The sequence below is a fragment of the Microcoleus sp. SVA1B4 genome, assembly GCF_036700545.1.
Lineage (GTDB): Bacteria > Cyanobacteriota > Cyanobacteriia > Cyanobacteriales > Microcoleaceae > Microcoleus.
Map to the genome: position 1 here is coordinate 1 of NZ_JAUBPB010000078.1, position 24,201 is coordinate 24,201.

Below are 24,201 nucleotides of genomic sequence, written 5' to 3' on the forward strand. Positions count from 1 at the left end.
CTGACTGGCGGTGCTGGTGCGGATCTGTTTGTTTACAAAGCAGCAGGCGAAGGCGGTGATACGATTACTGACTTTACCTCTGGAACTGACAAATTCGAGTTTAGCGCGAGCGCTTTCGGCAATTTGACTACGACTAACTTTGACGGTGTTAGCGGTTCAAATCCTGACATTACTGGCAAAGAGTTAGTGATTTTCACAGGCGGCAGTTATGCCTCTTTGCAAGATGCACAAGCTAAAGCCCTGGGCAATTCTACAACTGCTGGTTTCTTCGCCTTTACTAATGCGTCGAACGAAACAGAGTTGTATTTTGACTCGAACGGTACCGTAGCCGGTGGTTCGACCTTGATTGCGAATCTGGGAACGGCTGCTAGCAATCTGGGAACGGCGGACTTTGTATTTACAGGTACGATCGCACCTTCTGCGGGTGGTACTACTACCAACTCAGGTAGCGTTGTGGATTTAATCACTAATCCCGGTACTTTCCCGACAAGCGGAGTTAACAACTTCGGTTCTGGTGTTGGCGGTTACAACTTCACCACTCCTGTCTTATTTACAGGAAGTGCGACAGCTAATAACGTCACCGGCACTGAGTTTGCTGACATCTTGAACGGCGGATCGAGTGCTGATATTTTCGACGGCGGTGCAGGTAACGACAGCCTCTTCGGCGGTGGCGGTAACGACTCTTTGATCGGTGGCGACGGTAACGACTCTCTCAGTGGCGGGCCTGGTGCTGACACCCTGATTGGTGGATCGGGTAATGACAGCTTCTACTACAACAACTTCGGCGAGGGCGCCGTGGGTACTAACGTAGACCAAATCGGCGATTTTACGGTCGGCCAAGACAAGTTTATCTTCCAAATCAATGGCTCCAACGGCTTCCCCAACTTGAGGGTAGTGCCAGATACGAATCGACTTTCTTCGCAGGCGTTCTTGGCGCTTGAGAGTGGGACTTACAACGGGAGTGTTGGTCCAGCCGGGGCAGCCCCGTCAGATCCGTTCGTCTTTTATGAAAATGAAACTGGACGACTAGGATATGACTCTAACGGTGTTGGTACTGCTGACGGAGTAGTGACGCTGGCAATTCTGAATGGCAGACCGGGCCTTACGGCTGCTGACTTTACCCTGATTTAATTTGGGTAAAAGTGGGTGGGGTGGATTCTGAAACATCGCCCTACAAACTCTCAAAACTAATTGTGTTATGTTTCGAGCTGGGGATATCTATCCCTGGCTTTTCTGTGGGCATAGGGCAATACGGTTCAGTTAAGGAAAATTGTAGCGAAAATGTTGGGTTTCGTTCCTCAACCCAACCTACGCACTGCGCTCGAAGCAACTTTAACCGGCCCGTCCATCATGGCTATCTACGACGGTTTGTCTACTAAACTGTATTACGATAGCAACGGTTCTACGGTTGGCGGTAACAGTTTGTTTGCAACTGTCAATAATGTCGATTTAGGAATTTCCGGTAATACTGAATTGTTCTTGTTCTAAACGGCAAGAATCCTAATCGGGATATCGGTACGGTTAGGGACACAGCCATGCTGTGTCCCTACAAGATACGGGTAAGGACACAGCCATGCTGTGTCCTTTTTTTTGGTAATTGTTAAACAATTTAGCTGCTCTTTTTTTGGTAGGGAAATGGCATTGCCGTGTTCTTTTTTCCGTTGTTGTCGATGGTTGGAGTCGATCGCACTCGCGAGGGCAATTTCACCATCCAATCCGGTTTATTTTACCCGTTATATCCATTCCGGTTGATTAAACCGCAGAGGACACAGAGGATACAGAGAAAGGGGAGAGAGAGATGAATAATTCCGATGCCAATGGATTTGATATTACCGAAAATCAGGACACTGCGCCGTGCCGTTTCTCTACAATTAATCCGGCGGTGGTTAAATTTGTATTCACATGGACGCACTTCGACAAAGAAACCGGGTTTTTTACCTCATCTTCGAGTGCGAACGAAGTATTTTCGTAAAAAAACCCGGTTTCTGGGCCCCATGCGTCACTCCTAATTGATTAACCCCTCTCCTGTGCAAGTACAAACGTCCCTTTAATTGTTGATAGTAAATTGTCATAACTTTGATTTGAGTCCACAGCTTTTTTAACCATTAAGCGCCACAGCTAATGATAATTATTCATAAGCTGATGATAAAAATTTATAGTTTAATGGTAAGAGTGAAGCGGGCAATGCCCACCCTACAAATAGAGTCCTCGATCGCCCTAATCTAAAATCTATGAGTGCCCAAAATCCCTTGTCAGTCAGTTTCGCGGATGTGAAGGCGGCGGCAAATCGCTTGCAGGGCAAGGCTTTCAAGACGCCGGTTCTGACTTCGGAAACTTTCAACAAACGCACAAATTCTCAGGTATTTTTCAAGTGCGAGAACTTTCAGCGCACGGGCTCGTTTAAATTTCGGGGTGCTTGCAATGCTTTGATGCAGCTATCTGAAGCCGAAAAACAGCGGGGAGTTTTGACTTTTTCTTCGGGAAATCACGCGCAGGCGATCGCCCTTGCCGCCCAGTTGTTACAGATTCCTGCTACTGTTGTCATGCCGGCTGATGCGCCAAAAGTCAAGCAAGAAGCGACTCGCGGCTACGGTGCAGAGATTATTTTGTACGATCGCACTCAAGTTTCCCGCGAAGAGTTAGCCGCTAAAATTGCCACAGAACGGCACTTGACTATTATTCCTCCTTATGATCATGCGTGGGTGATTGCGGGACAAGGTACGGCGGCGCTGGAATTAATCGCAGAAGTTGGGGAGTTGGATTTGCTGCTGGTTTGCTGCGGGGGCGGGGGTTTGCTGTCGGGATGCGCGATCGCGACAAAAACTTTGTCTCCGCAGTGTAAAGTAATAGGAGTGGAACCGGAGCAAGCAGACGATGCGGCGCGATCGTTCCGCACGAAAACGCTACAAACTGTTACTAACCCGGATACGATTGCTGATGGTGCGCGCACGCCATCTTTGGGGAAATTAACCTTTCCTTTGGTGCTGCATTATGTGGACGATATGGCAACAGTTTCAGAAGAGGCAATTCGTAGCACAATGTTTTTTATGTGGGAACGCATGAAGATAGTTGTGGAACCGACGGGAGTGTTAGCGGCGGCGGCTTTGTTGTCAGGTGTTGTGCAGGCTAAAAATGCTCGGATTGGCGTGATTGTCAGCGGGGGAAATGTCGATTTGAGGGAAGTCAATCGATTTTAGATTTTAGATTTTAGATTGAATAATTTATGTAGCAGCTTCTCTGATAAAATGCTTGCACAGCAAACTTTGATAACACAGCACAATGTCTTCAGAAACAAACTCAGCGGCTCAATCTACAACTGGTGCAGATGCGATCGATGTTGCGATCGCCTCTGGAATCGACTTTGACGGTACTCCGATTCCGCAAGCAAAATTAGACCTCTACCAGCAAGTGATGGGATTAGAAGCCGGCAGACAGCGCAGCGGCGTGTCAAATACAATGCGATCGCGCATTGTCCGAATCGGTGTCAAACACATCGGACAAGAGGAACTCGATAAAATGCTGGTTGCGGCAAACTTTGCACCGCTGAAAGACAAAGAAATCGCTTTTTATTACGGCGGTAAATAGATAACATTTATTCCGCTTTATTTCTTAGTCCGCGTAGGCGGACTTTGTTTGTTTAGTAGCGGTTTCAACCGCCGAATCATGAAGGGGATAGCGAACAATTTTTTGGGAAATTACTCCGGTTTTAAAGTGCGTTCCATCAGTGATAAAACAGCGTGTTCAGGAGTAATTTCACCATTTAATAAGCGATAAACTTGACGAGAAACAGGCACTTCTATGCCGCGTTGATTGGCCAAATCAATCAACACATTAGTAGTATTGACTCCCTCAGCAGTGCTCTGCAATTCGTGCAAAATTTGCTCTAAAGATTTGCCTTCAGCTAATCCGAAACCAACCCGATAATTGCGCGATAAAGGACTGTTGCAAGTAGCCAGCAAATCTCCCAAACCCGACAAACCGTAAAAAGTTTCTGCGCGAGATCCCAAACGAACTCCCACCCGAATCATTTCCGGCAAAGCGCGAGTCAGCAAAGCAGATTTAGCATTAGTTCCTAATTGTAAACCGTCGCAAACACCAGCGGCGATCGCAAATACATTCTTCAAAGTTCCACCTAACTCAGTCCCCAGCGGGTCTTCATTCACATAAACCCGAAAAATATCAGAACTGTAAATATTTTGCACTTGCTTGGCCGCCGCTAAATCCGAACTCGCCGCTACCGTTGCAGCCGGCAATCCTTGCTGAATTTCCTCGGAAAGATTAGGGCCAGAAAGTACCACAATTGAATTGTTAGGAAAGGCATTTTGCCAAATTTGAGATGGAGTGCGCGTAGTGGCGGGGTCTAAACCTTTGGTGACGGTAACTATAATTGTACTGGGACTTAACTCTAACGCCAGCAGTCGATCGACTGTTGCTCCAACTCCTTTCATCGAAACTGCCGAAACAACAACATCCGCACCCGTTATAACTGATTCTAGATTAAAAGAACTGCTGCGCGACCACAAATTAACTCGATCGCCTTTTTTGCCTCCCAGACTTGCCAGTGCTGAACCCCAAGCACCTCCGCCTAATATTGTCAAGCTTGCCATAGAATTTAGTTTAATTAACTCAGATTTTACACCATTCTCAAGAACGGGCGAGACGCCCGTTCCACAATAACATTAATTTTTTTTGTGGAACAGGCATCTTGCCTGTTGCTGACATTATTGCAAGAAGATTGAATGTTTTTGTGGAACAGGCATCTTGCCTGTTCCTGACGGGCGAGACGCCCGTTCCACAATAACATTGAGTTTTTTTTGTGGAACAGGCATCTTGCCTGTTCCTGACATTGGTGCAAGATGTGAGATGAACCAAACAAAAACTCCCCTCCTACAAACGCGGACGCAATCCATAATGACGGTAACGCCAATAATCTCGTAAAATGCGATCGTGATCGAAACACAACTCACGAGGAATCTGCCAAGATTCAAAAATTTGTAAACTTTTAGCATCGTCGGCGGCTTGAGGTTCGCCCGTTGCAGAAGCCAAGAATACAATACTGATAGTGTGTTTGCGGGCGTCGCGATTTGGATCGGAATAAACGTAAAATTGCTCGATTAATTCTACATTCAAACTCGTTTCTTCTAAAGCTTCGCGTTTTGCCGCCGTTTCTACCGCTTCCCCGTAATCGACAAAGCCGCCGGGAATTGCCCAGCCGTAGGGAATATTGCGGCGTTCGATGAGTACGATCGGGCGATGGGGGCGATCGGCTAATTCGATGATAATATCAACTGTAGGAGCGGGATTTCGATAAGTCATATGCGAAGGAAGAAGGAAGGCACGACACGGATTTTGACACGAATACACGGATTAATTTCAACGGGTTCGGAGTTCCTTCTTCCTGCTGAATTATGCTAAACCGCGAATTAGTACGCGCTGCCTTTGCAAAACCTCTGAGTACAGCTTTTCCAACTCAGTAATATTCTGACTGAGAGTGTATCGCTCCATCGCCCGTTGGCGTGCTTTTTGACCAAGCAGCATTCCCAACTCAGGATGATCGCAAAACAGCGGCAGCAAGGTTTGCAACTGACTTCGTACCCGCTGAGTGTTCAAAACTATCCCCGCGCCTTCCTCCAAAGCCTCGCCGTCAGCACCGGCATCCGTTGCCAAACAAGCTAAACCGCAGGCCATCGCTTCCAGCAACGACAGCGACAGTCCCTCCACTAAAGAAGGCAAAATAAATACGTCTGCCCCCCGGAGGATTTCGATGCGGCGTTCCTCCTCGGCGACAAATCCGAGCCACACAATGCCATCATCTTCGCCGTAAAACAGTTGCAGCGAGGCTGCTAGGGGCCCGTCGCCTACGATCGCCAATACGTTCCCAGGGCCAAAATTACAGTGTTTCCACGCCTTGAGCAAAGCCTCGACATTTTTCTCCTGGGCAATGCGGCCTTGGTAAACAAAAATTCGATCGGCTTTTAATTCCGACTTCAACCCCGAAGGCCCTGGAGAATATTTAATGGCATCCACGCCGTTGGGAATCACGGCTACCCGTTCCTGTGGCACTCCCAACTTCACCAATATATCCCGCTGAATCTGAGAAAAAACGATCGTCGAGTCGTAGTTCGCCAAAAATGGAGCGTACAGTTGATACATCAGGTGTTGGGTTCCCGATGTCAAATTCCGCAATTTGCGATCGAACGGCGGGTGAAAAGTCGCCACCAAAGGCAAATTCAATTCTTGACAAATTTCCGGCAGCAGAAAGTCTAAAGGCGAAAGCGTCAGGGAAGCGTGAACAACATCGGGTTTGAGCCGCCGCAGAGATTTCATCAGCACTGTGCGGGACTTGAGAGTGGGAATCGTATAAATTTGCGATTTGTAGTGACAGGGTAAAGAGACTTCGTTGCAACTGGCGGATGAGAGCGAAGTGGTATATGAGGTTTGAGTAATTCCCTTTCCCCATGAACCATTTGCCATACTCCACCCCGTATTGTTCCTGTCCAGTGAGTCCGCCTCTTGGGCAAAGTGCAGAAAACTAACCTGGTATCCCCGGTCTAATAGTGCGTTGGTGACTTCCCTGGAGTAAGTGACGTTACCGCAAAAAGGTGATTTTTTTCCTAGCCAAGCGATGTGCATTCCAGTAAATCAGAGTTTGTTATTTTTTAGATTCGATCGACTTTGCTATTACTGCTACGGAAAATATACCAGGTTAAGACACCCCCAGCCATCGCTAATCCTGCTAAAGCCAAAAATACTGTTGGCAAACCCAGAAATGTTTCTGCTACCCCGGCCAAAGCCAACGGTAAACTCAAAGCGATATTAGTGGCATTGTTTTGCAGCCCGAAGACTTTTCCCCGCATTTCTTCTGGGGTTTCTGCTTGAATTGTAGTCTGCATCGGCACTCCCACCAATGAGGCAAATAAACCCAACAGGGTAATGAACAGCACCGACAGCCACAAATGGTCTGTAAACGCAGAAAGGGCCATCAGAGCAAGTGCCATCCCAATCGAGCCGATTAAACTCAGTTGGGAGTGAGAAAATTTGTGGCCGAGATAGCCGACTGTCGTCGCCCCAGCAGCCATGCCGACGCCCACCGCCGCCAGCAAAAAGCCAAATTGTGATGCTTTCATACCGGGGAGGATTTCTGCCAGCCGAACTGCTAGAACTGCCAAGGCTGCAAAAATGGAAAATAGAATAATTAGTTGAATTAAAGCATTGCGGACTTTGGGTTGATCGTTGATGTAACGCAGGCCATCTCGCAAATCTGCTAAGGGGTGGGGCGGTTCGTGTTCGACTTCGTTTTTTTCGCCTGTTTGCATCGACAGCAAGAGCACTCCGGCGAAGGCGTAACTTCCGCCTACTACTAATTCTTTGCCGATGCCGAGTCCGCCGCCGAGGTTGGAAAATAGGGTGTCGGCTAAAGCTAGTAAGGGTTCTCCGACTGCGAAGCCAATAATCACCGAACCCATCATGGTTGTGGTGTAGAGGGAGTTGGCTGATAGCAGGTGGCGGCGTTCCACAATTAGGGGAATCACTGACTGTTCTGCTGGCGCGAAAAATTGAGTTAAAGTCGAGACTAGGAATGTCACTAACAGCAGCAAGCAGAATCCGAGCGGCAGTTGACCGAGTTCCCACCCGTCAGACAGCCACAGCAGCACGGGCAATGTTAAAACAAAGGCTCCCCGCAGCAGGTTTGTGGCGACTAGCACTGCTTTTTTCGACCACCTATCGACATACACGCCTGCGGCGGCCCCGAACAGCACTGCGGGTATGGTAAAGGCGATCATGATTGCTGATACCCACCTGCTGATGGTTTGATCTGGCGCTTGAAAGCGGCTGGCTACGAGGGCGATCGTCAGTACGAGATAAACTTTATCTGCTAGTTGGGAAAAAACTTGCCCACTCCACAATGCTAGAAAATTTGGGTTTTTGAGCACTGGCAGAAATCCCGTTTGTTTTTCGGGAATTTCGGCTACTGCTTCGGAGAGTTCTGCTGCTGACTCTGGTGTGGGAACCGGGGGGATTGCTTCGGGCTGTGGGCTATTGCCGTTGTTCCAGTCTGGTGCTGGAGTTGTGGGGTATTTATCCATTTCTGGGTCTGGGACGTTGCTCCATTGTCGATCGGCCAAGACCGGCTCGGAGCTAAAATCGGGAAAATTTTCTCGTTCTTCCATTTTGTGGTGGGTCACAGCTAACACAGATATTCTCAAATCAGAATCAGACAGTCGCATCATAGGATTTGGGGTGGATGGCCTGGGATGGTGGAGGTTGGAGGGATTGGAATTTGAAATTGAGGTGTTAACCCCTAAGTTTATTAATAATCTCGTAACTTTATCTATATCTATTATCTGATGTCGCAACAACCTTGAAAATTTACCTGAAATTGCCGGCAGGTTCGGGTATCCGGCAGGCTGGGGGTGCGATGTACGATCGCCCCTTCACCTATTTAAGTCAACACTCAAAATTTAAAACTCAAAACTCTCTAGGTAGGTGTCGATCGAGCTTCCCGATCGAATCGTGCAACCTAAATGATACTGGGCATATTGTCGCAAAATATTTTCGACAGATATCCAAGTTGTTCGATCGGCAATCCCCTCTCCTAGTTCTGGACTAGCCAACTGTTGCAGCGCTGCTAATTCCTTAGCATTAATCTCGAAATTTGTCAAGTGTTTGCTACCATTCGTTTGCCGGGAACGGGAGGCGGATTTGTACAAGCTACCGTTTTCTGAAGAGAGTTCTGCCTCTAGGTTAGCTAGTTCGGGTAAGCTGAAGGTTCCCCCAGAGGGTATACTAAACCCGGTTTGCCAGTTCGGATCGGTGAAATTTGGGATGAGCGGCCCTCTGGTGGCGCAGCAGACTTGGACTTGGGGCGCGAGACCGGCTAAGGCTAGCAAGTGAAAAATGCCGTGGGCGAGGTGAGCAATCAGCACGGCGGCGGATTCGATTTCTGTGCGATCGGACAAACGCTCCAAACGGCTCAAATGTTCGCCCAGCAACCAAAACAGGTCTTCTTGGGGCTCATCGGAAAGGGCGCTGGCGATCGCCAATTCCGCCAGATATTGCGCCGCTGCGAGTTTTCCGAGGTTGCGGCTCAAACCCGGATGGGATTCTACGGTGTTGGCTTGGGTAATTTTGTCGAGCGATCGGCCTTTGGCAATTAGCAATTCGTTGACGACAAATAATTCGCTTCGGCCGCCAATGGTCGATCGTTGTTTGCGAACACCCGGTGCTACGGCTCGAATTAAGCCGAATTCCCGCGTCAAAACTGTCAGCAGTCGATCGGATTCGCCGATCGGCGCACTCTTAAGATTGATTCCAGTTGCTTTGTAAGTTCGAGTCACTCGATTTTAGATTTTAGATTTTAGATTTTAGATTTACAAGGACAGTAGCAAAAACAGTCCGCGACGCAGAACTTTTATTAGATACTCGTTACCAGGCTCTGCCTGGTAACGCAGATCCGGAGGCTCTGCCTCCTAATCCCAGCCGAGGCAGAGCCTCTAAATATGGGTTCCCAGGCAGAGCCTTGGAACCAGTTAAAACCATATTTATTTTGAGATTCTTTTTGCTAATTGATAAAGTTGTAGCTGTGGGAATTTCTCCCTATTAACTCCTTGAAACAATTGATGATAAACAATTGATTAATGACCCATGAATACACATCATATCATTTCCGGTAACACTCATACATGATGTTGACTGTTGACGGTTGACGGTTGACTGTAGACGCCGTGAACGCCGTGAACAGTGAACTGGAATTTACTATTCCGATGCTAACGGATTTGATATCAACAGTTAACAGCCAACAGTCAACAGCCAACAGTCAACGATTGTCTAAATTATCGCGCTGGCGGATTAATTCTGGGCCACGAGAAGTCCCCAAACGAGTAGCCCCAGCTACTACCAAATCTAAAGCTTGTTCATGAGTACGAATTCCGCCGGCCGCTTTAATCCCAATCCGTCCCTTCGTAACTTCCTTCAGCAATCGCACATCGTCAACTTTCGCCGGGCCAAAAAAGCCAGTGTTGGTTTTGATGTAGGCGACACCAGCTTCCATGCAAATCTCAGCCGCTAATTGTTTTTCGGCATCGGAAAGGAGCGAACTTTCGATAATTGCTTTAATGGTGAGATTAGTTTCTTCGCAAATTTGGGCTAATTCCCGGTGGAATTCGTCGATTCTTCCAGCTTTCAACAATCCTAAGTTAACGGAGACATCTAACTCTACGGCTCCATTATCTGCTGCTTCTAGAGCTTCGTAAACTTTCACCGTTGAAGTCGAAGCACCGGTGGGAAAACCTATAACTGTACAGACTTTGGGACGTTTGCCGTGCAGCAGCTCAACTGCTTGTCTGACGTAGGCGGGATACACGCAAACTGTGACAAACCCAAATCTCTCTGCTTGTTGGCAACAGTGTTCTACTTGCTCTGGCGTAGCGGTGGGGTCGATCAGGCCGTAGTCGATCAAGGGGGCAATATCGATGTCTGCCTGGTTTGCAGCCATTGCTGTTTTTTCTCCGAAGTAACTACTTTATTAAGTATGTATCGAATTTACCAATCTAAAATCTAAAATCTAAAATCTAAAATCGATCGACTTTACTTTGACCCCGAGCGAGCATAAATACTCAATTTGCTGCTCGCAAAAACTCTTGTGGGAAGTGGTTTGCCAATTTATGTCAAAAAAATATTTTGGTATCTGCCTTTAGATACATTTTTGATCTTTCTTTAGGTATACTTTGTTAAAAGGAGTTGCGGTAGAGCCTGCGTCAGCTACGCTAGGGCAGAGCCTGGTAGCGGCTACTGTTTTTACTCTGAGTAGTGCTTTAAAAACATAAAAGCCAGTGCCAAGCATGAATCATTTAGAACTCGAACAAGAAATTGGGAAGATGGCTAGAGCGATGATGACTCGCAATAGTTTAATTGGTAAGGATTTGATTGCGGATCTCAGAGGGCGGCTGTCTGTTGACAGTGTAGCTGCTTTGATGATTGTCAGTATTGAGCGTTTGATTTGGTATGACTGCGAGTCCGTGATCTGGAGTTTGAGTTATTTGATTCCTGCTGACGTGATGGAAGAAATTCGCCGGATTACTGCGCTGGTTGTTTGCCAGCGGTTGATGGGCAAGGGTTTTCTGCTGGGCAAAGATTTTAGTATTGATGCAACAGGCCAGTTGATGTTGAGTGAGAATGCTAAAACAGCGGTTGTGATTGCTTGAATTGGGCAACCAGAAGTAGAAGCTATTAGCACTAGGAGATTTGCAGTTAGACTTGGGGCGCCCTAGAACTTTTTGTGTAACTGCAAACCTAATTCGGGATGCGGTGGTAATAGTTGCGTGATTCACGCAGAGTTAAAATTCGCAGCAGCTCTAAAAAACGATGAGTGCGGTTAGCTAAAAGAGCTTTTTACGAGAGGAAAATAGTTAGTTTCGACCGCAAATTGTTGAGGTTGTTACTGACCCTGTGTACGGGCGATCGCCCTGTATCAAATTTTTCATATTTTTAGTGGAATTACAGTTTTATTCCAGGTATGGTTTCATGTAGAATCATCCCTAAGATAGATACAAAATATTATGAACTTAATTCAAAACTTGGAAGCGGCTTGGTATTACCATCTGGGATCGCGCCACCTCGAAGCTAACGATGATCATGGTGCTCTGGCGAACTTTAACAGAGCTTTGAAGTTGCAATCAGATCATTATAAGGCTTGGTTCGGCCGAGGTATGGCTTTGGGGAATTTAGAACGGCACTTAGAGGCGCTGAAGAGTTTTGATGAGGCCTTGGCGGTGGAGCCGAATGCGAGCTTTGGCTGGCACAACCGGGCTATTGCTTTAGGAAAGTTGGGCCGCTGGTTGGACGCTCTCAACAGTTTTGACCGGGCTCTGGAGTTCAGTCCGTGCGCGGCGAGTATTTGGCACAACCGAGGACTGACGCTGATCGAGATGGGGCTGTACGAGAAGGCGGTTCTGAGTTTCGATCGCTCTTTAAATTTGTATCCGGAGGCTGCTTGGGCATGGTACAACCGAGGTAATGCCCTGTTGGAACTCAAGCTTTACTATCAGGCGCTCAACAGTTTTGACCGGGCGATCGAGTTTAAGCCTGACGATGCGAAGGCTTGGTACAATCGCGGTATAGCTGCAAACTCTATGGGACTTTACAAACAAGCAGTAGCTAGTTTTAGCCGATCGATCGCTCTACAACCGGGCAGAGCCGAAGCTGTGGGCGAACGGAGAGTTGCTTTGGAGAAATTAGTAGGTTTAAATCAGAGAAATTCCAAGTTTACTCCCACATCTGAGCGTCCCTTGGAAGATTATTTAATTTGGTACAACCGGGGTGTGGAATTGGCGCGAAGAGGCTGCTACTCTGAGGCGATTGCTTGCTACGAAACAGTCTTAGAAATAACTCCTGATTTTGCTAATGCTTTTTACAATAAAGCTTGCTGTTATGCGCTCCTGGGATTTGCTGATTTGGCCCTTGACAATTTGCAGCGGGCTGTTGAGTTTATCCCTAATTTATACCGAGAGCTAGCTTTAGCTGACTCGGATTTAAGCTGCATTTGGAAACAAGAACGTTTTGAAGCGCTGATCCAAGGTTGATTTTACGCAAAAAAACAGCTCGCCAATGAGGCGAGCTGTTTTTTTTGGGCGACGCAAATTCGATCGCCCTCAAGAGTATTTGTGCAATCTTTGCTATTGCACAGATACTCGGATTGAGGGCTTGACCGGCCTCTTGGCAACTACGATTACCCGGTAAGTGCCGGATTCCGGTAGTTGAGCAAAAGTTTGACCTTCGCCTTGATCCAGGAGTTGTCCCGACGGAGATTCGATCGCCAGATCGAGATTTTTGGTACTAGCTGTCACCCTAATTGTCTGTCCCTGTTTGCCTTGAACGGTGATAGGCTGGATTTGGTAGCCGGACATTTTGAGTTTGACTGTGGCTTGTGTTTCCTTGAATGCTATGGGAATTGCGCGATCGGGCCTATAAGTCCACTTAGCGTTAAAATCGCGTCCAAGTACAAAGCTGGTGGTTTCACCTTTCGGGGTAACTCGCACGCGGTAGATACCTGACTCTGGCAACTGGCCAATCCACTGATTGTCTGCTTTTTCAATAACCCCCATATTTTCACCATTGGGACTGTACAGTTCGGCTGTTAGTTGTCCTGCCCACAGCGAGAGAGTGAGTTCTCGCCCTTTGATGCCTTCAAAAATATAGGTGGTGGGTTGGTTGATGGTTTCTCGGATTTCCGAGGTTGACATTCGCTTGATTGGTTCGAGGTTTGAAACTGATTCAGAAGTAACGGGTTTGTTAAGGGTTTCTGTAATTTCCGAGGCAGCCATCAGCTCGCTCGGTGCAATTTTGGGGGCTACTGGGCTGGCAAATACTGATTTTGCCGTCATCATGAGTAGCATTCCAGTCAGTAAAATTAGTTTTTTCATGTCGCACTTCCGGGGGGGGTAAGGAGTTGTATATGGTTACTTGTGTTTGCCTGTTTTCACCGGATTAAATCGGGCGATCGCACAGAGGCTACAGCAGCATATAGGATACAAGTAAATATCCCGTACTTGCACAAAACCTGCTGGTAGCAAATTGGCAGTGCGGGAGCTAAGTAGTAGCCTCAATTTGTCGAGACATTTCAATGATACTACCTACGCATAATATCATCAGAGAATATTACTAATTTAGTCGAGGAAAATTAAAGCTTTTTCCGAGGTTCTTGCTCAAGAAATGCCCACACCCAAAAAACGCCGTCTCTGGGATTCTGGCTCTGCCTTGCTACTATAAAACGGCTAGCACCCGCACGGGGTGAGAGCCCGTAGTGTTCCTCTTTTTTGACGATCGCCTAATTATTCAGGGCACTGCGAACCCGATTTTACCATATTTGTAGCGTGTCAAACCATTTTTTGTGTAAGTTTTGATGTGTGTTTGTAGGGCGGATTGAGTTATTATTTCTGACAAAAACCAGTTAATCACTACCAAATCCGCCCTACCACACGAGGTTAATTTGTACTACGAACCTGCCAGGATTTGCAGATAAGCTTGTACTGTGTTGGATAACCCCATTTCTAGCGCTTCCGCAATTAAAGCATGACCAATTGATACTTCTAGTATATCAGAAATAGAGCAAAATTTAGCTAAGTTTTGCAAATTTAAATCATGTCCGGCATTCACCCCTAAACCGGCTGATTGAGCCGCTTTAGCTGCTAAGACATATTGTTGAAAAACAAAGTCTACTCTACCTTCGCGAAAAGCAGTTGCGTAGGGTTCCGTATACAGTTCTACTCTGTCTGCTCCAACTTCTTTTGCTAGCGGCATGAGAGCAGCATCTGCATCCATAAACAAGCTGACTCTGATGCCGTTGTCTTTTAATTTTTCAATGATTGGTAAGAGCCGATCGCGATTTTCGGGAATATTCCAACCGCTATCGGATGTTAGCACGTCGGGAGCGTCCGGCACCAAGGTACACTGAGCCGGTTTTACGTCGCAAACTATATCCATAAATGGTGGCTGAAACGGATTTCCTTCGATGTTGAACTCAACGGTTAGCATTTTGGCTAATTCGTAAACATCCGCGGCTTTGATATGCCTTTCGTCGGGGCGGGGATGGACTGTAACGCCATGAGCTCCGGCAGCAATTACTGTTTTTGCGGCTTCGGTAACACTGGGGATGCCGATGTTTCGAGAGTTTCTGAGGAGGGCAATTCTGTTGATGTTGACGCTGAGTTTTGTCATGGGATGTTAATCTTTAAAGTTGATCTCACATCTTGCATCTTTCTCAAGAACGGGCAAGATGCCCGTTCCACAAAGAGTAGATTTTCCTGTGGAACAGGCATCTTGCCTGTTCAAAAAAGGATTATTGACAGTGGTGCAAGATATAAGTTGATAATACTATATTAATCGCTTTCGGGACGAAACTTTGAGCCTATTGCGGTAGTGCTAGGGCATTGTCAGAGGAAAAATTAGCTTGTGCAAGCGGTAAAGTTTCTGCAAAAAAAGCCTCAGCTATTTGCTGTTTTACTGCCAAATCTTCAAGATTTGCGATGCAGAAAAGCGGTGCAACGCGATCGACTATTGGGCGCGGAAAGTCTCGGCTGAAATATTTTAGTTCAAAATCGTATCTGTGGGGACGGTAAATCATGCCCAACAGTTCGACTAAGGGTAGAAGCGTCCAATTGTGATAGTTGCCGATCGCATCTACTAAATGTCCGCGATAAATCTCTTTTTTTACCAGAGGTTGCAGCAAATCGAAACTGATTTTAAGGTCGTTTAATCTCGACTGCATTGTAGATAAATGTTTGCTTTTATCGACAGGATGCGGTACAATTTGATTAGCTTTGTCAAAGGCGATCGGTACATTTCCGTGCCGTTCTATTTCTAAAAATTCGTTCTTGCTGCTGCGCCGAAAAACGGCGAAATCAATTAGCAAGAATGGCGGGGTTTCTTTCAGCCGCCAGAAGCACTGCGATTGACCGTGCCAAGCGGGTTCTGGAACTCGATATTTGAGTTCGATTTCGCCAATTTCTGCGAGGGCTTTTTCAACAATATCAAAGGTTTGTTGCACGCAATTATCTTCAACCACAACCGCAATATCCAGGTCGGACCACTCGTCGGTGTATCCGTGGGCTGCGGAACCTCCTTGCCACAAAGCGAGAACAAAATCTAAAGGTTGTAAGGTAGAAACAATCTTTTCGAGAATGATTTGTCTCATGGAATCAAGCTATAGCTGGTAAAAGTATAGTCATTTATAGGCATGGGAGGCTTCAAGTCCCTCCCCCTTCACTTTTACTTTGAGCGGATTAACCCGCCTCGGCTGAACTACGCAGCTCCCTATCCCATCGCTGAAGGCATTTGGGATTGCTTTTCTGAGGATATTGTACGCTGCATTCACATCGGAATTAATTAACCGACCAACCGATGTTTTGTACAAACCTCGCTTGATACGCTTACCAGTAAACACAGGCTCTTTATCAGTTGTTCCGTAAACAGGAATTGGGTCTAGACCCAGAAAATTGGCCCGTGAACTATAGGATTCTTCCTGCACAATTACCTTGATTCCCGCCAGCCGAGCTTTGTATTCCAACATCTCAATTAATCGAGAGTGAGGAATGTTGACAAAGTTTTGATTGGTTTGCTTACCTAAGTTAATTTCGGTTTTCCACTGTACATTTTTCCCAACCACCAATGTCCCAATTTGCTTCGCTACCAAATGGTCAACAATCACACGACTAGCATGATGCAAGTAATTATCAACTTTTTGATGGCGACAACGAGTTAAGCGCTGAATCCGGGGTGAAGTTTTGCGATTCCCTTTTAAGTGGGATTGCAATCGTGCTTTCCGCTTTTTGTAGAACTGGTTGATCGATTTCAATGGTCGCCCGTTAATCAACAAAGGGATAAATCCCGGTTGATTTGAAGTTAACGCCACTAAATTATCCAGTCCCAAATCAATACTAGCTACAGAGTTGGCATTGCCAAGGGTGGACTCCGTTTCATCATAAATCACCTCAATTACATAGGAATCACATTTCGGAACCAGTCTAACTTGACAAATCTGGTTGGGATTGAGTTGGGTTTTAATTGAAAGTTCAGTGCCGGAAAGTTTAATGATTCCTTTCTTCAACTGTTTGCTGCTAATTGCTTGAATCGTGTATACTAGAAGGTTTCGCCCTTTAACTTTATCTTTGTACTTTGGCAATTTTGGGCGACCCGTGAATCTTGAAGAGTCAGCTTTGTAAGCTTTAACGGCTTCAAAAAACGATTTCCAATTCTTGTCTAGCACCATCAAGATTTGCTGACTTACTTTAGCAGGCAAAGCCTTGTAGGCTTCATGAGACTTCATCAATCGGTTCATTTCGTTATAACTGACATAACCCCATCCATAAATAAAGCTCTGACGAATGACGTAATTGGCGGCATTGTAGAGGTTTTTGGACTTGAAAGCTAGTTCGTCTATTTGGGCGAAACGGTGTTCCGTGGATTTAATGATGTGCCTCTGTGTTAGTTGCATTTGAGACTTGCGTTTTTTGGGCTATGCGTATTCCTTGTTCAACACTCACAACAATAGAATACCATTATTGTTTATAATTGCTTATAAACTCAAGGAAGTTTTACAATACTGTTTGTTTTCCCTGGCTTGCACAAGTTTAACAAACGATCGCGGGTTGAGATTGCTCCGCGACAGTTCTCCGAGGAGTTGCTAATGCTTCCGGTTGTGCACTGCTGCCAAAAATTACACGGGAAGCTGCAAGGGAAAGCCACAATCTTTGGGAAAGTGCGATCGCCCTTGAAAGTGAAAATCAGCCTTATATGGTCAGAATCAGAAACTTGCCCGCTGTCCGGTAACATGAGAAAGGATTAATTTTTAACAGCGCGGCATGGCTACTATTTGGGAACTCGACTTTTACAGCCGTCCAATCATAGACGAGCGAGAGAAAAAAAAATGGGAAGTGTTGATCTGCGAAAGCCCGCTGAATGTAGGCGACAAGGCCGAATCTCTGTTTCGCTACTCGCAATTCTGCTCCAGTTCAACCGTGAATTCCCTGTGGCTGGCGGGTGCTATTAAAGAGGCGATCGCCGCAGCACCGAAACGCCCCGAAAAAATCCGCTTTTTCCGCCGCCAAATGGCGAACATGATTACTAAAGCCTGCGATGACTTGGACATTCCCGCCGCCTGCAGCCGCCGCACCCTCGCCCTTAGCCTGTGGCTGGAAGAACGGATGCAAGACGTTTATCCCGCCGAACCGGGCTATCAACCGGTTGTGAACCCGAGCGTTCAATTTGTACCTGAAACGCCAGTTGCGCTGCCGGATGCTTTAATCGGCGAAAAATGGGCGTTTGTGAGTTTGCCGATCGCAGCTTTTGATGAAATGTCCGAGTGGGATATCGGATTTGGCGAAGCTTTCGGACTGCCGATGACACGCCTCGCCCCAGAAACGCAAATTCCGGGACTAATTATCTACTCGTCGAGAGCAACAGCCCTGGCAGGTTGGATGTCGGGCTTGGAGTTGGCTTTCCTGAAATTTGAGAGCGGCCCACCTGCTAGGCTGGTATTAGATACGGGAGCTAACGATCGCTGGATTTTAGCTAATCTCAGAGACGCAGCAACTGAGAGAGAAGCGAAAGGATTTGAAGCCGCGAAAAACCAAGCAAAAAAAGTACATTTCTTAGCAATTCAGTCGAATCCTGAATCGGAATCTTTCGCAGGATTTTGGCTGCTGCACGAACTAACTATTTAGTCATTAGTTATTAGTCATTAGTCATTAGTCATTAGTCATTAGTTATGAGTCAATATAGCTGTTAACTCTAGACTAATGACGGTAGATTATTAACTGATGACTGATGACCAATGACTGTAAAATCTGGTTATCGCCAATTACACCAGTTTTCCCAAAAGAATCTAAATGTAGACCCGTGCACCCAACCCATATCCAGTAAGTTATTGCCAATTCTTTAATCGAAAATCGAAAATCGAAAATCGAATCGCCCATTACCAACCACCGACAACAATGACCAATCACCAATCAGCAGAACAACTGCTAGAACTAGCCACCAAAGCAGGTGCAGAAGCTGCTGAGGTATTGGAATCGCAATCGCTCTCGCGGCCGGTCTTTTTTGAAGCAAACCGTCTCAAACAGCTAGAAACCGCCCAAGCAGAAGGCATTGCCCTGCGGCTGTGGCGGGACGGGCGGCCGGGTTTGGCGGTGGCCTATGGGCCTGTGGAACTGCAAATTTTGGTGGACAGGGCGATCGCACTTTCGCAACTTAACGAACCGGAAACCATCGAACTCGGCACCGGTGAGAAAGTTGTTTATCCCGATCGCGGAGTGTCGGTGCCGGCCGAACAGCTAGTAAACTGGGGCAAAGAGGCGATCGCGATCGTCCGCGAAGCTTATCCAGAAAGCCTCTGCACCGCCGAACTCGACTGCGAAATCGAGAGCACGCGCTTGGTGAACACCAAAGGCTTGGATTCCAGTCACACCGACACCACCCTCAGCGGTTACTTGTCAGCAGAATTAGTGCGGGGCGAAGATTTCCTCAACATTTGGGAAGGCGAAACCGAACGCGGCACCCTCGACTTAAACACCAGCGCCAAGCGGGTTTTGCAGCGTTTGGAATGGGCGAAAGAAAATGTAGCCCCCCCCACGGGCCGCGTGCCGGTGCTGTTTACAGCCAAAGCCGCCGATTTACTGTGGGGCACTGTCTGTGCGGCGTTGAACGGCAAACAGGTACTCGAAGGCGCTTCGCCTTGGAACGATCGATTAGGCCAACAAGTGACATCGCCCCTTGTCACCCTCTCGCAGCAGCCGGATATCGGGCCCTATAGCTGTCCTTTTGATGACGAAGGTACTCCCACTCGGGCGATCGTCTTTATCAACAGCGGAGTGTTGCAGCTATTTTATACCGATCGTACCACCGGTCGAGCCTTGGGCAGTGGCACCACCGGCAACGGATTTCGCCCAGGTTTGGGCAGCTATCCGACGCCGAGTTTATTCAATGTTTTGATTAAACCAGGTTCGCGATCGCTAATCGATTTAATCGCTAAATTAGACGACGGAATTGTAGTCGATCAAATGCTTGGCGGCAGTGCCGGAATTTCCGGCGATTTTTCAATTAACGTCGATCTCGGCTACCGAGTCAAAAAAGGTCAAATAGTCGGCAGAATCAAAGACACAATGGTAGCTGGCAATGTTTACAGCGTCCTCAAACAATTAGTAGAATTGGGAGGAGACTCTGAGTGGAACGGTTCTTGCCAAACACCGTCTCTAATTGTAGAGGGATTGTCCGTCATCGGCAAGAATTAAAGGAATCGGGCATGGGGCATGGGGCATCGGGCAGGGGTAATTGGTAATCGGTAATAGTTAGTAGTTAGTAGTTAGTGGTTAGTAGTTACTTGTTAGTAGTTTTTCTAATTAAAAATAACCAATTCCCCATGCCCAATTCCCCATGCCCAATTCCCCATTCCCAATTCCCCATTCCCAATTCCCCATTCCCAATTCCCAATTCCCCATTCCCACTTCCCATACATAATATGCGTATTTGTTTTATCGGCGATTCTTTTGTAAACGGTACTTGCGATCCAAAATGTCTCGGTTGGACAGGACGGATTTGCGCGGCCGCTTGCGGACAAGGACACGATATTACCTACTACAATTTAGGAATAAGGGGAGAAACCAGTGCCAATATAGAAACTCGTTGGTTCAACGAAGTTTCTTGCCGCTTACCTCACTACGCTGACGGCAGAATAGTATTTTCCTTTGGCGTCAACGACACTTACCTAGAAAACGAAAAGATTCGCATAGAAGTTGAACAATCAATTGAAAATGCCCGCTCTATTCTCACGTCAGCCAAAAATATATTTCCAGTATTAATGGTAGGGCCGCCGCCAGTTATCGATGCCGATCGCACAAGGCGGATTGCCAACTTATCCGAACAGTTTGCCCAAGTTTGCAACGAGTTAAATGTGCCTTATTTAGATGTTTGCACCCCGCTGCAAAACTCGGAAATTTGGCATAAAGAACTTACCGAAAATGACGTTTCCCATCCCCGCGCCGCCGGTTACGCTGAATTGGCTAAAATAGTTCACAATTGGGACGGTTGGAAAGCTTGGTTTAAAAATATCAATATATCAGATCAAGAGACAGTAACGCTGTTCCGAGCCGTCGGCAAAAAAGAAATGGAACTGATTAAAGAAAGCGATTTTCTGACATTTCCGCCACGCTTATCCTTTCAGCCTACTTTTTATCCCGTACTTCACAAAGCCTATGCCATACAAATTGCACGAGATTGGAATACAAAAGATGCAGCATCGGGATATTTCGGCTATGTAACCCGGTTTCGAGTTTTGGCTGAATTCTTAAAAAAATATCCCGTCCAAACTGTCGGCAGTTCGATTCATCAAGAATATTGGATTCCTGCCGAAGAATTGGCTCAATTTAATCAAAACATTGTCGGAAAGATTGAAATTTTTGCTGAATATCAACCGTAGAATAGGAGGAAATCATCCTTGAATTCAATCGGTTTGAACTGATATCTTGCACCATTCTCAATTAGCCGTAGGGGCGGGTTCGCCAACAGCCTTAAAGCTTGCAAATAGGTTCTATAAACCCGCCCAACCCCACGAAAAATCCTCTTATTGATATTGCTGCAAGATGTCAGTTTGAAGTGATAAATTTTGACTGGTACGGCACTCTGAATAGATTGGGAAAGGGTAAAACAACGCAGATCAACGCAAAATGGTAAAATTCATCTGCGTTAATCTACGTGTATCTGCGGTTAAAAAAAGCCGCTTCTAAATGAAAGTGAAATAAGGTTGATCCAGATTCAAATCCATCACCCCTTGCACCGTGGCAATTAAATCATCGGATTCACCGGGTTTCTTGAGGAAAATGCTAGTCGCATTTCCCGAAACCGACAGCGAATAATTGCCCTTAATTCCCGAAAGGACGATCGCATCCTCAGCAGACTTAAAGTCACTAATCACAGCATTACCATCACCAGAGTAGTAGATTTTATCACTATCTCCCAGCAAGAAACGGTCATTACCTTCCCCGCCAGTCAAAGTATCAAACTCCCCAACTCCTGGGTTAGTAGCACTCGGATCGATACCTGCTAAAGTATCATCCCCAACGTCACCGCTAACAACATCATTACCGCTGCCGCCGAGTAAGAAATCATTATCTAACTGACCGAAAATGCTGTCATCTCCAGCATCACCGCCGATAGAATCATCGCCCTTTCCTCCCAAAATTATATCGTTACCGTCTCCTCCCAAAACAACATCCAAGCCTTTATTTGCGTACAGCGAATCATTACCGCCGGCACCTAAAATGGTATCGGAAGCTTTACCGCCGTAAACAATATCATTGCCATTTCCAGCATCGATAAAGTCGGTGCCAGCATTGCCCAATAGCGAATCTTCGCCGTCATTGCCAAGGATATTATCACCACCATCTAAACCGGAAATCGTATCGTTTCCAGCTAAACCATCCAATGCGTCACCTTGCGGAGTTCCGAAGAACAAATCGCTAAGCGGCCCGCCACTGAAAGTAGAATCAACGGTAGTATTCGGACTCGGAATCCCAATTGCCGGCGTTAAAATTTGGGGGCCGTCAGGTGTGGGAGTTGGTGTGGGTGTGGGTGTGGTTGGGAGTGGGGGTAGAGATGGAGGAACAAAGCGATCGAGAATAGTATTTCCCGATAAACCTGCAACAGTTTCGATAAATCCGCTGCCGGGGCGATTGCTGCTGGGAGAATCGAAGAAATTGAGAATTTCGATGTCATCTGCGGCGTTGATTTTACCGTCTTTGTTGATGTCTACTAGCAAGCTAGTACCGCTGCGATCGACTCCAACTTTATCGGGACTTAGAAATAAAGCTGCGGTAACACCCGTGACAACCAGGCTGTCAGTGCCGGCACCTGCTTGAATCTTGCTGGCGGCGGATTGTGTGGGTTCGAGGATAAAGGTATCGTTGCCGCCACCACCGGTGAGAATGTCGGCACCGCCGTTACCGATGAGGCTTTCATCGCTGCTGCTGCCGGTGATGGTATCAGCGAAAGTTGTACCGATGATAACTTCGATACCGGTGAGAGTATCAGTACCTTCGGCTGTGGAACTTCCCGCTGCGAGATTGATATTGACGGGACTCGGCAGAGTAGCATAAGACACCGTATCGATACCGGCACCGCCGACAATGCTGTCATTGCCCAAACCGCCATCTAGAGAATCATCTCCATCGCCGCCGTCGAGAGTATCATTGTCTTCGTTTCCGAACAAAAAGTCATTGTCGGCACCGCCCAACAAACTGTCATTCCCTTCAGCCCCGTACAGAGAATCTTTGCCATCTCCTCCATTGATAATGTCAGTACCTTCACCGCCCCACAGGCTGTCATCACCGGCAGCGCCTAACAGAGTATCGTTACCTTCGCCGCCGTCGAGAGTGTCATTGCCATCGCCGCCGTCGAGATAGTCATTGCCAATCCCCGTACCGAGAATTACCGTACCGCCAGCCTCACTAATCGTAATGAGTTCGTCGCCGTTCAACACATCATTGCCAGCGTTGCCGAACAGCGAATCATTGCCTTGATTGCCGTCAATCTCATCGTTGCCGGCCAATCCGTCGATGCTGTCATCGCCACTGCCACCTGGAAGGAAATCATCTTCAGGAGTCGCCTTCAGCGGGAAACTTTTGAGAATATCGGCCCCTGAGAGATTGCCAACTTGTTCGATAAAACTATCTCCTTGTTCGAGATTTGGTACCGCGAAGAAGTCAAAAATCAACAAGTCGTCAGTCTCGTTAAAAATCCCGTCCTTGTTGAGGTCAATTTGCAAGTCGGTATCGAATTCGCCCCCCCGCGTGACGCCTGCCGTATCGGCGGCCAAGCCGATCGCCAGCGTGACACCATTGAGAGTTAGACTATCAGTGCCGTTGTCATCAGCAATGATGCTGCCCCCTGCGGAAGTAGCATTTAACACGTAGAAGTCATCGCCGATGCCGCCAAAGAGACTATCGGCACCGCCACCGCCTTCTAGGGTATCGTTACCGTCATCTCCATAGAGTTCGTCATTACCAAGGCCGCCATTGATACTGTCGTTATCTTCGCCGCCGCTTAGTTCGTCATTGTCGTCACCGCCTTCTAGGGTATCGTTGTCGTCACCCCCATCTGCAATATCGCTGCCGACACCGCCAGAAATAGAGTCATTGCCTTCGTTGCCAAATAAAGAGTCATCGCCGACATCTCCTGTGAGGGTGTCGGCACCGCTGCCTCCCAAAACTGCGTCATCGCCGTCGTCGCCCGAGAGCAAATTATTGCCCAATTCATCGTCTAAGATGTCATTTCCCGCGCCGCCAAAAAGGCTGTCGTTACCATCGTTGCCATTTAAGTAGTCATCGCCGACATCTCCTGTGATGGTGTCGGCACCGTTTCCGCCTAAAACTCCGTCATCGCCGTCGCCGCCGGAGAGCAAATTATTGCCGAATTCATCTTCTAAGATGTCATTTCCTGTGCCGCCGATTAGGCTGTCGTTACCTTCGTCGCCATTTAAGTAGTCATCGCCGGCATCTCCTGTGAGGGTGTCGGCACCGCTGCCGCCGGAAACTCCGTCATCGCCGTCGCCGCCGGAGAGCAAATTATTGCCGAATTTATCTTCTAAGATGTCATTTCCTGTGCCGCCGATTAGGCTGTCGTTACCTTCGTCGCCATTTAAGTAGTCATCGCCGG

Annotated in this window: 21 protein-coding genes; 9 read left to right on the forward strand and 12 right to left on the reverse strand. The window is 47.2% G+C overall.

The features are described from left to right. The 4 genes from QT987_RS25610 to QT987_RS25625 form a co-directional block, all read left to right on the forward strand. On the forward strand, positions 1–1,131 hold a 1,131-nt coding region (locus QT987_RS25610; protein WP_445305013.1), incomplete at its 5' end, for a calcium-binding protein. A gap of 150 nt (positions 1,132–1,281) precedes the next feature. Next, on the forward strand, positions 1,282–1,488 hold the full coding sequence (locus QT987_RS25615; protein WP_333245914.1) for a hypothetical protein: 207 nt from the start codon (positions 1,282–1,284) through the stop codon (positions 1,486–1,488). A 743-nt stretch (positions 1,489–2,231) separates the two neighbouring features. Next, a complete protein-coding gene (locus QT987_RS25620; RefSeq protein WP_333245916.1) occupies positions 2,232–3,197 on the forward strand; it encodes a threo-3-hydroxy-L-aspartate ammonia-lyase in 966 nt (321 codons plus the stop codon). 82 nt (positions 3,198–3,279) lie between these two features. Next, positions 3,280–3,585, forward strand: coding sequence for a small RNA NsiR4-regulated ssr1528 family protein (locus QT987_RS25625; protein WP_333245918.1), 306 nt, complete (start codon positions 3,280–3,282; stop codon positions 3,583–3,585). 110 nt (positions 3,586–3,695) lie between these two features. Here QT987_RS25625 and QT987_RS25630 read toward each other — a convergent pair whose 3' ends face one another. From QT987_RS25630 to deoC, 7 genes are all read right to left on the reverse strand, one after another. Next, positions 3,696–4,607 carry an NAD(P)H-dependent glycerol-3-phosphate dehydrogenase gene (locus QT987_RS25630; RefSeq protein WP_333245919.1) on the reverse strand — a complete coding sequence of 304 codons (912 nt, stop codon included), beginning with the start codon at positions 4,605–4,607 and terminating at the stop codon, positions 3,696–3,698. 26 nt (positions 4,608–4,633) lie between these two features. Then, positions 4,634–4,804: a hypothetical protein gene (locus tag QT987_RS25635; protein ID WP_333245920.1), complete on the reverse strand. Its 171-nt coding sequence runs from the start codon at positions 4,802–4,804 to the stop codon at positions 4,634–4,636. Between the two features lie 83 nt (positions 4,805–4,887). Further along, positions 4,888–5,316, reverse strand: coding sequence for an NUDIX hydrolase (locus tag QT987_RS25640; RefSeq protein ID WP_333245922.1), 429 nt, complete (start codon positions 5,314–5,316; stop codon positions 4,888–4,890). 90 nt (positions 5,317–5,406) lie between these two features. Further along, a complete protein-coding gene (locus QT987_RS25645) occupies positions 5,407–6,633 on the reverse strand; it encodes a glycosyltransferase family 4 protein (protein WP_333058011.1) in 1,227 nt (408 codons plus the stop codon). 26 nt (positions 6,634–6,659) lie between these two features. Beyond that, positions 6,660–8,231 carry an MFS transporter gene (locus QT987_RS25650; RefSeq protein WP_333058010.1) on the reverse strand — a complete coding sequence of 524 codons (1,572 nt, stop codon included), beginning with the start codon at positions 8,229–8,231 and terminating at the stop codon, positions 6,660–6,662. 231 nt (positions 8,232–8,462) lie between these two features. Beyond that, a complete protein-coding gene (gene recO / locus QT987_RS25655) occupies positions 8,463–9,338 on the reverse strand; it encodes a DNA repair protein RecO (protein WP_333245924.1) in 876 nt (291 codons plus the stop codon). Between the two features lie 479 nt (positions 9,339–9,817). After that, on the reverse strand, positions 9,818–10,495 hold the full coding sequence (gene deoC / locus QT987_RS25660; RefSeq protein ID WP_333245926.1) for a deoxyribose-phosphate aldolase: 678 nt from the start codon (positions 10,493–10,495) through the stop codon (positions 9,818–9,820). A 346-nt stretch (positions 10,496–10,841) separates the two neighbouring features. Between deoC and QT987_RS25665 the strand changes: the two genes are divergently transcribed. Next, positions 10,842–11,204 carry a hypothetical protein gene (locus QT987_RS25665; RefSeq protein WP_333058007.1) on the forward strand — a complete coding sequence of 121 codons (363 nt, stop codon included), beginning with the start codon at positions 10,842–10,844 and terminating at the stop codon, positions 11,202–11,204. Positions 11,205–11,558: 354 nt separating this feature from the next. Then, on the forward strand, positions 11,559–12,581 hold the full coding sequence (locus QT987_RS25670; RefSeq protein ID WP_333245928.1) for a tetratricopeptide repeat protein: 1,023 nt from the start codon (positions 11,559–11,561) through the stop codon (positions 12,579–12,581). A gap of 93 nt (positions 12,582–12,674) precedes the next feature. Here QT987_RS25670 and QT987_RS25675 read toward each other — a convergent pair whose 3' ends face one another. From QT987_RS25675 to QT987_RS25690, 4 genes are all read right to left on the reverse strand, one after another. After that, a complete protein-coding gene (locus QT987_RS25675; RefSeq protein WP_333245930.1) occupies positions 12,675–13,421 on the reverse strand; it encodes a hypothetical protein in 747 nt (248 codons plus the stop codon). Between the two features lie 571 nt (positions 13,422–13,992). After that, a complete protein-coding gene (locus QT987_RS25680) occupies positions 13,993–14,715 on the reverse strand; it encodes a pyridoxine 5'-phosphate synthase (RefSeq protein ID WP_333245932.1) in 723 nt (240 codons plus the stop codon). Positions 14,716–14,905: 190 nt separating this feature from the next. Next, entirely contained in the window at positions 14,906–15,691 is a 786-nt protein-coding gene (locus tag QT987_RS25685; protein WP_333245934.1) for a nucleotidyltransferase domain-containing protein, read from the reverse strand. Between the two features lie 30 nt (positions 15,692–15,721). Further along, positions 15,722–16,990: a transposase gene (locus tag QT987_RS25690; RefSeq protein WP_333245936.1), complete on the reverse strand. Its 1,269-nt coding sequence runs from the start codon at positions 16,988–16,990 to the stop codon at positions 15,722–15,724. Positions 16,991–17,357: 367 nt separating this feature from the next. On the opposite strand from QT987_RS25690, the gene QT987_RS25695 reads away from it, so the two are divergent. The 3 genes from QT987_RS25695 to QT987_RS25705 all read left to right on the forward strand — a co-directional run bounded on the left by QT987_RS25695 (position 17,358) and on the right by QT987_RS25705 (position 20,968). Continuing rightward, positions 17,358–18,218: a Tab2/Atab2 family RNA-binding protein gene (locus QT987_RS25695; protein WP_333142181.1), complete on the forward strand. Its 861-nt coding sequence runs from the start codon at positions 17,358–17,360 to the stop codon at positions 18,216–18,218. 270 nt (positions 18,219–18,488) lie between these two features. Next, positions 18,489–19,784: a TldD/PmbA family protein gene (locus QT987_RS25700; protein ID WP_333245938.1), complete on the forward strand. Its 1,296-nt coding sequence runs from the start codon at positions 18,489–18,491 to the stop codon at positions 19,782–19,784. Positions 19,785–20,011: 227 nt separating this feature from the next. Beyond that, positions 20,012–20,968, forward strand: coding sequence for a GDSL-type esterase/lipase family protein (locus QT987_RS25705; RefSeq protein ID WP_333245940.1), 957 nt, complete (start codon positions 20,012–20,014; stop codon positions 20,966–20,968). Positions 20,969–21,271: 303 nt separating this feature from the next. Here the strand turns inward: QT987_RS25705 and QT987_RS25710 are convergent. Continuing rightward, positions 21,272–24,201, reverse strand: a 2,930-nt coding sequence (locus QT987_RS25710; RefSeq protein ID WP_333245942.1) for a calcium-binding protein, incomplete at its 5' end; no start/stop codon positions are given.